Below are 7,252 nucleotides of genomic sequence, written 5' to 3'. Positions count from 1 at the left end.
GGTCCTGAGGACTTTGAAATCGGTCAAAAAGTAGGACTTCCTATACACTGCCCAGTGGATGAAGCAGGTTGTTTCACCGAGGATGGTGGTATCTATGCGGAAGGCTTCACCAAAGACTTGAATGACACCATTATTGCTGATTTAATTGCTCAAGATTTAATGTTTAAGCATGATACAATCAACCACAGATACGGTGTATGTTGGAGATGTAAGACTCCTATCATTTACTTGGCTACCGAACAATGGTTCATCAAAGTGCCTGAAATCAAGGATAAGATGCTCTCTGAAATTGACAGAGTTGAATGGGTACCTAAATGGGCTGGTGAAGGAAGATTCCATGATTGGGTAGCTAATGCTAAGGACTGGACCATTTCAAGACAAAGATACTGGGGTATTCCAATACCTATTTGGATCTGTCCTGATTGTGGTGAAATTAAGGTAATCGGTTCAGTTGAAGAGCTTAAAAATGAATCAATCAATGAAATCACCGCTAGCGATGAAGATTTGGTTCACAGACCTTATGTTGATGACGTATTGATTAAATGTGATTGTGGAGGCTCAATGGAACGTATTCCTGATGTATTGGATGTATGGATTGACTCAGGAGTAGCAGGTTGGGCAGCCCTTTATTACCCTCGTGAAGAGGAAATGTTTGAAAAATGGTATCCTTACGACTTTATTTGTGAAGGACACGACCAAACCAGAGGATGGTTCTATTCCCAATTAGGAACTGGTGTAATTGCATTGGACCAAGCTCCATACAATAAGGTTTTGATGCACGGATTCGTGCTGGACGAAGAAGGTAAAAAGATGAGTAAGTCTTTAGGAAATGTTGTCCAGCCTGAAGAGGTCATTGAAAAATACGGTGCAGATGTCCTTAGATTCTACCTTTTATGGGCTTGTAAGCCTTGGGATGATCTCAAATTCGTTTGGGATGAATTGAACAACGTTAAAAAGATGTTTAACATCTTCTGGAACGTATATGTGTTCTCAACCACTTATATGGCATTGGATGACTTCGACCCTGCAAAATGTATTGTTGACGGTCCTGATGCAAATGTAACTCTTAGAAATGAAGACAAATGGATTTTGTCTCGTGTAAATTCCCTTGCAAAAGAAGTTGGGGAAGCAATCAATGACGTGCACTTCCATTTGGCTACAAGAGCAATCAACAATTTCATTCTTGAAGACTTAAGCAGATGGTATGTTAGATTGATTAGAGGAAGAACTTGGGTGGAAAGTGATGACCCAGACAAATTAGGTGCATACTACTCACTTTACACAACACTCAATACCTTAATCCATTTAATGGCTCCAATCACTCCTCATTTATCTGAAGAGGTATATGAAAACTTGGTCAAAAACTTGGATGCAGAAGCAGCTGAAAGTATTCATATGGACGATTGGATGTATGATGAAGCATTGATCGACAAGGAACTTGAAGCAAAAATGGATAATGTGAGAGACGTTATCGAAGCATCTGCAAGAGCAAGGGATGTTGCAAGATACAAATTAAGATGGCCTGTAAGTGACATCACTGTTGTATCACAGGATGAAGACATATTGGAAAGCATATCCTCTCTTGAAGACATTATAAAAGATCAATCCAATACAAAAGAAGTTATCACAGCTACTGAATTTGAAAATCTTACATTTATTGCAAAACCAAATCTCAAGACCTTAGGTCCAAGACTTAAAGGAGATATGGGCATTGTACAAAAATTCTTCGGACAAGCTAAAGCAGATGGAATAGGAAATTCCATCAAGGACAGTTTGAATTCAACCGGCAAATATCTTGTAAGAGGAGAAGACAGAGAAGGCAACTTGAAAGAAATTGAACTCTCTGCAGATGATGTTCTTTATGAAACTGAACTTCCTGATGATGTTGTAAGTGCAGAATTTGCTGGAGGAAACGTATTCGTAAATACTAAAATCACTCCGGAAATATTATCTGAAGCTATGGCTCGTGAACTTATCAGAAGAATCCAAGACATGCGAAAGGATATGGACTTGGATGTTGAAGCCAATGTTGGTGTTATGGTAAACACCGATGCCGAATTCAAGGAATTGGTTGAAAAGCAATCTGATTTAATTAGTGAGGAAGTCAGAGCAAGGTCACTTGTAATATTTGATGGCAAAGCTTGTGAAGTTTGTACCGATAAAGGTTTAGGAAGAGAGTATGAAGACATTTCAGTGGAATACTCTAAAGAATGGGAAATTGAAAATCACAAAGTAATCATTTCTGTTGTAAAACTTAGCTAAGGTGTTAAAATGACTTTAACAGATTCTGAAGTAAAATATATTGAAGGAATTCTTGGAAGAGAAATGAACGAATTGGAAGAGGGAATGTTGGATGTAATGTTCTCTGAGCACTGTTCATATAAAAGTAGTAGGCCAATTTTAAAATTGTTCCCTACTGAAGGAGAAAACATAGTTTTAGGACCTGGAGACGATGCAGGTCTTGTATCTATTACAGATGAGTATGCTCTTGCTGTAGGTATGGAAAGTCATAATCACCCTTCAGCTATTGAGCCTTATGGTGGAGCAGGAACAGGTATTGGTGGAATCTTAAGAGACATTATCTCTATGGGTGCTATGCCAATAGCTCTTCTCGACAGCTTACGTTTCGGTCCGCTTGAAGATCAAAAATCAAGATACTTATTTGAACATGTTGTTGAAGGAATATCTGACTATGGTAATAGGGTAGGTGTTCCAACCGTTGCTGGTGAGATTGAATTTGACGAGTCCTTCAGAACCAATCCTCTTGTAAACGTATTGTGTGCAGGGCTTGTTAAAAAGGATGAAATAGTCATGGCAGTTGCTCCAAATATTGGAGATGTTTTCTTGCTTATGGGTGGAACCACAGGTAGAGATGGTATTCATGGTGTAACCTTTGCATCTGAAGAGTTAACATCTGATTCAGAAAAAGAAGACCGTCCTGCAGTACAGGTAGCTGACCCATTCACTAAAAAGAGAGTGCTTGAAGCTTCACTTGAAATCCTCGAAAAAATCGATTGTTCAGGTGTAAAGGATTTAGGTGGAGGAGGTCTTACTTGCTGTGTATCCGAACTTGTAGACAAGTCTGGAAATGGTGCAGTTGTAGACCTTAGGGCTATTCCTCTTCGTGAAGAAGGAATGACCCCTTATGAAATTATGCTTTCAGAATCACAAGAACGTATGATATTTGTTATCAACCCTAAAGATGTTGAATTGGCACAATCCATTTGTGACAAGCATGAAATTCCTTCTGCAGTAATCGGTGAAGTCACCGACGGAAATCATATGGTTGTAAAGGACTTTGATGCAGAGATTGAACTCCAAACCTTATGTGATGTTCCAACAATCCTTTTAGCAGATCCTCCTTCACTCAATAGGGAAATGAGAGAACCTGCTAAACCAACCGATTTGGTTGAAGTTGCAGATGGTCCGATTGATGAATCATTAATCAAGGTATTGTCCTCTCCAAACATTGCAAGCAAAGAGTGGGTTTACAAGCAATATGACCACGAAGTTCAAACTAGAACCGTTGTAAAGCCTGGTGATGATGCAGCAGTATTGCAGATTGATGATGAAACCGCTGTAGCGATTACAGCTGATTCCAACACTATCCACACTAAACTCTCTCCATATGATGGTGGAGCGGGAAGTGTTGCAGAAGCTATTCGTAACGTAGTTTCAATGGGTGCAAAACCTTATGCTGTTGTAGATTGTCTTAACTTCGGTAATCCTGAAAACCCTGAAATCCTTTGGCAATTCAAGGAGTGCATTAGAGGAATGTCTGATATAGCAGCTAAGTTTGAATCTCCTGTTATCAGTGGAAATGTAAGTTTCTACAATGAAACCGAAGGTATCAAAATCAACCCAACCCCTGCTGTTGGAGTTATCGGTGTTGAGAAATTAGGAAACATCAGAACACTTCCATTCAAAGAAGAAGGAGATAAGGTCATAATCATCGGTAAAACCTATGATGAGGTTGAAGGTTCCGAATATCACAGAGCAGTTCATAACTTGGAACAAGGAGATGCTCCTAAAATCAGAATCGATGATGAATTGGCATCTGCAAATACCATTCTCGATTTGATTGAAAATGATGCTGATTACACCAAATATCTTGAAGGTGAAGAGGAACTTGGAATAACCGCAACCCACGATGTATCTGCTGGTGGAATAGCTATTGCATTATCTGAAATGGCTATGAGCGGCAAATTAGGTTGTGAAGTGGACATTAGCAAGGTTCCAGCTGAAGAAGGCATCAGTGACAATAACATATTGTTCTCTGAATCTCATGCAAGATTTATCATAACTGTAAGCGCTGATAAGGCAGATGCAATAATCGATTCCATTGATGTTGATGCTGCAATTATCGGTGAAGTCAAAGGAGATTCATTAGTTATCAAAAAATGTGATGAAACAATTGTAGATTTGGCTGTTGCTGACTTGGATGATGCTTATCATGGTGTCATTGAAAAGTACATGGCTTAATTTATAATATTTTTCATTTCTTTTATTTTTTTTAAAAATTTATATTTATTTATTTTATTTATTTAATTTACGGACGATAATATGAAATTTATATCAAATTTAATTCCATTAGAAGAGGCTTTAGCTAAAATTGATGAGAATCAAAAGCTTATGGATACAGAAAAGATACATGTAAGGGATTCTCAAGGTAGAGTTTTAGCTCATTCCATATCTTCTTACCATAATTCCCCTCCATTTGACAAGTCTGCAATGGATGGATATGCAGTTATTGCAGAGGATACATTCGGAGCTTCCAATAATGTTATAAAAGAATTAAAGATCATTGATAGGATTGGAGCAGGTGATTTTTCCCAAAAAACCTTATCAAATGGTGAAGCTATTGTAATTGCTACCGGTGCACCAATTCCAGAGGGTGCCAATGCAGTTTTAATGAAGGAATTCACTTATGAGGATGGAGACAATTTAGAGATTCATTCCCAAGTGACTCCTGGTGAAAACATTTCTCCAAAGGCAGAGGATATTGCCAAAGGAGATGAGATATTAGGTGAAAATGTTTTAATCAGACCACAGGAAATGGGTTTGATCGCTTCAGCAGGACACAATGAAGTTGAAGTATATAAAAAGCCAAGAGTCAAGCTTTTAATCACTGGAAATGAATTGGTGGAACCTTCTCCAGAGCTTGATAAGGCTAAAATTATCAATTCCAATCAATTTACCATCGCAGCATTGATTAGAAGTGCTGGAGCTATTGTTGATATTGACCATGGTGCAGATGATTTTGAAGCTGTTAAGGAAGCTATAGACAAGGCAAGCAAAGAATATGATGTTGTAATAACAACTGGTGGAACCGCTATTAGTAAAGGTGACGTAGTTATCGAAGCGGTGGAGGAATTAGGTGAAGTCCTATTCCATGGTGTTGCTATGAGACCAGGAAAGCCTGTTGGTGCAGGTATTGTTAATGGAACCCAAGTATTTATGCTTTCAGGCCAACCTGTAGCTGCTATGGGTCAATTTGATATCGTTGCAAGACATTACATATTCAAAATGCAGGGAATCGATTATTCCCACAAGGTCATTAAAAGAATTTCCCAAGCAAAAATACCTTCATCTCTTGGAAGAACCGATTATATCCGTGCAGTAGCTGATGATAATGGAGTGCATCATGTATTGAATAGAGGTTCCGGTATCATAAGGTCTATGGTTGAAGCTAACTGTTATATCATAATCGATGAAAACCATGAAGGAATTGAAAAGGGAGATGAAGTAGACTTGATCTTCTTCAATGATATGGCTTGGCCGACCCTTTAAATATTAAACTTTAAAAAAAAGAATTTGATAAGAATTTTTCAATTCTTATCGCTATTTTTATTATTAATTTTTTTATAATTTTATTATTGATTTTTATTTTTTTATTCTACTATTCATATTTATTTTCTTATTTAACGACTCCTTCTTCCTAATCTATAGAATAAGTAATATGCAAAGTAGTCATCATGGTTATGTCTGCCGTTCATGACTCCTTGGGAATATCCATTATTATAACCTTGGTCATAAGCATATGCTTCCTCATATTCCCTTTGCTCCTCGACATAATCGTCTTGCATCTTATTTAATTTTTCATCAAATTTTTCTTTGGAAAAATTGGATTTAGGACTATAGGAAACGATTTTCTTCATTGTATCGTTCACATCATTTCCATCATAGCTCAATGCATAGATTGTCTTGTTGGATTCAAAATATAGATAAGTCACATCATGGTCCACAATGCTTCTGTGACTATAAAATGCAACGGCATGATGGCCGTCTATTTCCAACTCTTCAACGTCATAAAGCTCATCAAGAGTGGATTCATATCCATAGTTGTTTCTAAGTGACTTGTCATCTTCCAAGGCTACAAGTCCAAATGTGAATACATTTGTCTTAACATAATTTCCTCCAGATTCGCTTCCTCCCCCATACTCTGGTGGAATCTGAAAATTGGTGTTATATACAGTAATATTCACCCAATCTGAAGTGTCCACATCACTATTTTTAGCGCTTGTTGCACCAATGGCCAAAAGCGCTATAATCCCTATTACACATATTAAAAAAATAATTTTTTTATTCATATTTTATTCTATAAATCTTTTTGCTTTTAAAAATTTCTTTTTATATTTAAAATAATTAGTTTTTTATATTATGAAAACTTAATAATATTATTCAATTAAATAAATCTATTAAAATTTGTTAAAAATGGATTATTTATAAATTAAAACTTTTAAATAAAACTTTTAGAATTAAAACTTTTAGAAAAAAATCTTTTTAAATAAAAATTTTAAAAATTATCAAGTGTTAATATGAATGGTATATGGTATTATGTAATAGCCTTTATACTGATTTGGGTTATTGCAATTGTATTTAAGGATTATCTCACTGATCATGGAGTTGAAGTGAACTTCCCTATTTTGATGTGGAAAACTCAAAGGTTAAGAGGCTTCATTGATAGGTTGGCGAATAGGGCTCCTAGATTTTGGAGAGGATATATGAATGTGGGAATCGTAATCTCTGCAGGGTTTATGGTTCTTATGGCAGGGGCTTTGGTCTATTCCCTTAAAACACTTATGGATGCACCTACAGTCAGTTTGGTTGTTCCAGGTGTGGAAGTTCCAGGGTCTCCAATATTCATTCCATTGCTAAGCGGTCTCATTGCTCTTGCAACAGTTTTGATTGTTCACGAATTCAGTCATGGAATATTGGCAAGAGTGGAAAAGATAAGCTTGAAATCCATAGG

The 7,252-nt window shown here is 36.8% G+C and carries 4 protein-coding genes and 1 pseudogene; 4 read left to right on the top strand and 1 reads right to left on the bottom strand.

Translation table 11 applies throughout. The annotated features are described in order from the left end of the window. From ACKI67_RS03585 to glp, 3 genes are all read left to right on the top strand, one after another. A partial coding sequence (locus ACKI67_RS03585; RefSeq protein ID WP_407462022.1) for a class I tRNA ligase family protein occupies positions 1–2,262 on the top strand: 2,262 nt, incomplete at its 5' end. 9 nt (positions 2,263–2,271) lie between these two features. Beyond that, positions 2,272–4,482, top strand: a complete 2,211-nt coding sequence (gene purL, locus ACKI67_RS03580; protein ID WP_407462021.1) for a phosphoribosylformylglycinamidine synthase subunit PurL — start codon at positions 2,272–2,274, stop codon at positions 4,480–4,482. 81 nt (positions 4,483–4,563) lie between these two features. Then, complete coding sequence (gene glp, locus ACKI67_RS03575; protein ID WP_407462020.1) at positions 4,564–5,790, top strand: gephyrin-like molybdotransferase Glp; 1,227 nt, start codon at positions 4,564–4,566, stop codon at positions 5,788–5,790. Between the two features lie 131 nt (positions 5,791–5,921). On the opposite strand, the gene ACKI67_RS03570 is transcribed toward glp, so the two are convergent. Further along, a complete protein-coding gene (locus ACKI67_RS03570) occupies positions 5,922–6,590 on the bottom strand; it encodes a hypothetical protein (protein WP_407462019.1) in 669 nt (222 codons plus the stop codon). Between the two features lie 228 nt (positions 6,591–6,818). Here ACKI67_RS03570 and ACKI67_RS03565 point away from each other — a divergent pair. After that, positions 6,819–7,252: pseudogene (locus tag ACKI67_RS03565) on the top strand (membrane-associated Zn-dependent protease); the annotation flags it as partial.

The sequence above is a fragment of the Methanobrevibacter sp. genome, assembly GCF_045577275.1.
In the GTDB taxonomy this organism is placed as follows: domain Archaea; phylum Methanobacteriota; class Methanobacteria; order Methanobacteriales; family Methanobacteriaceae; genus Methanobrevibacter.
The sequence above is the reverse complement of the archived record's forward strand: the minus strand, read 5'-3'. Positions and strand labels throughout refer to the sequence as shown.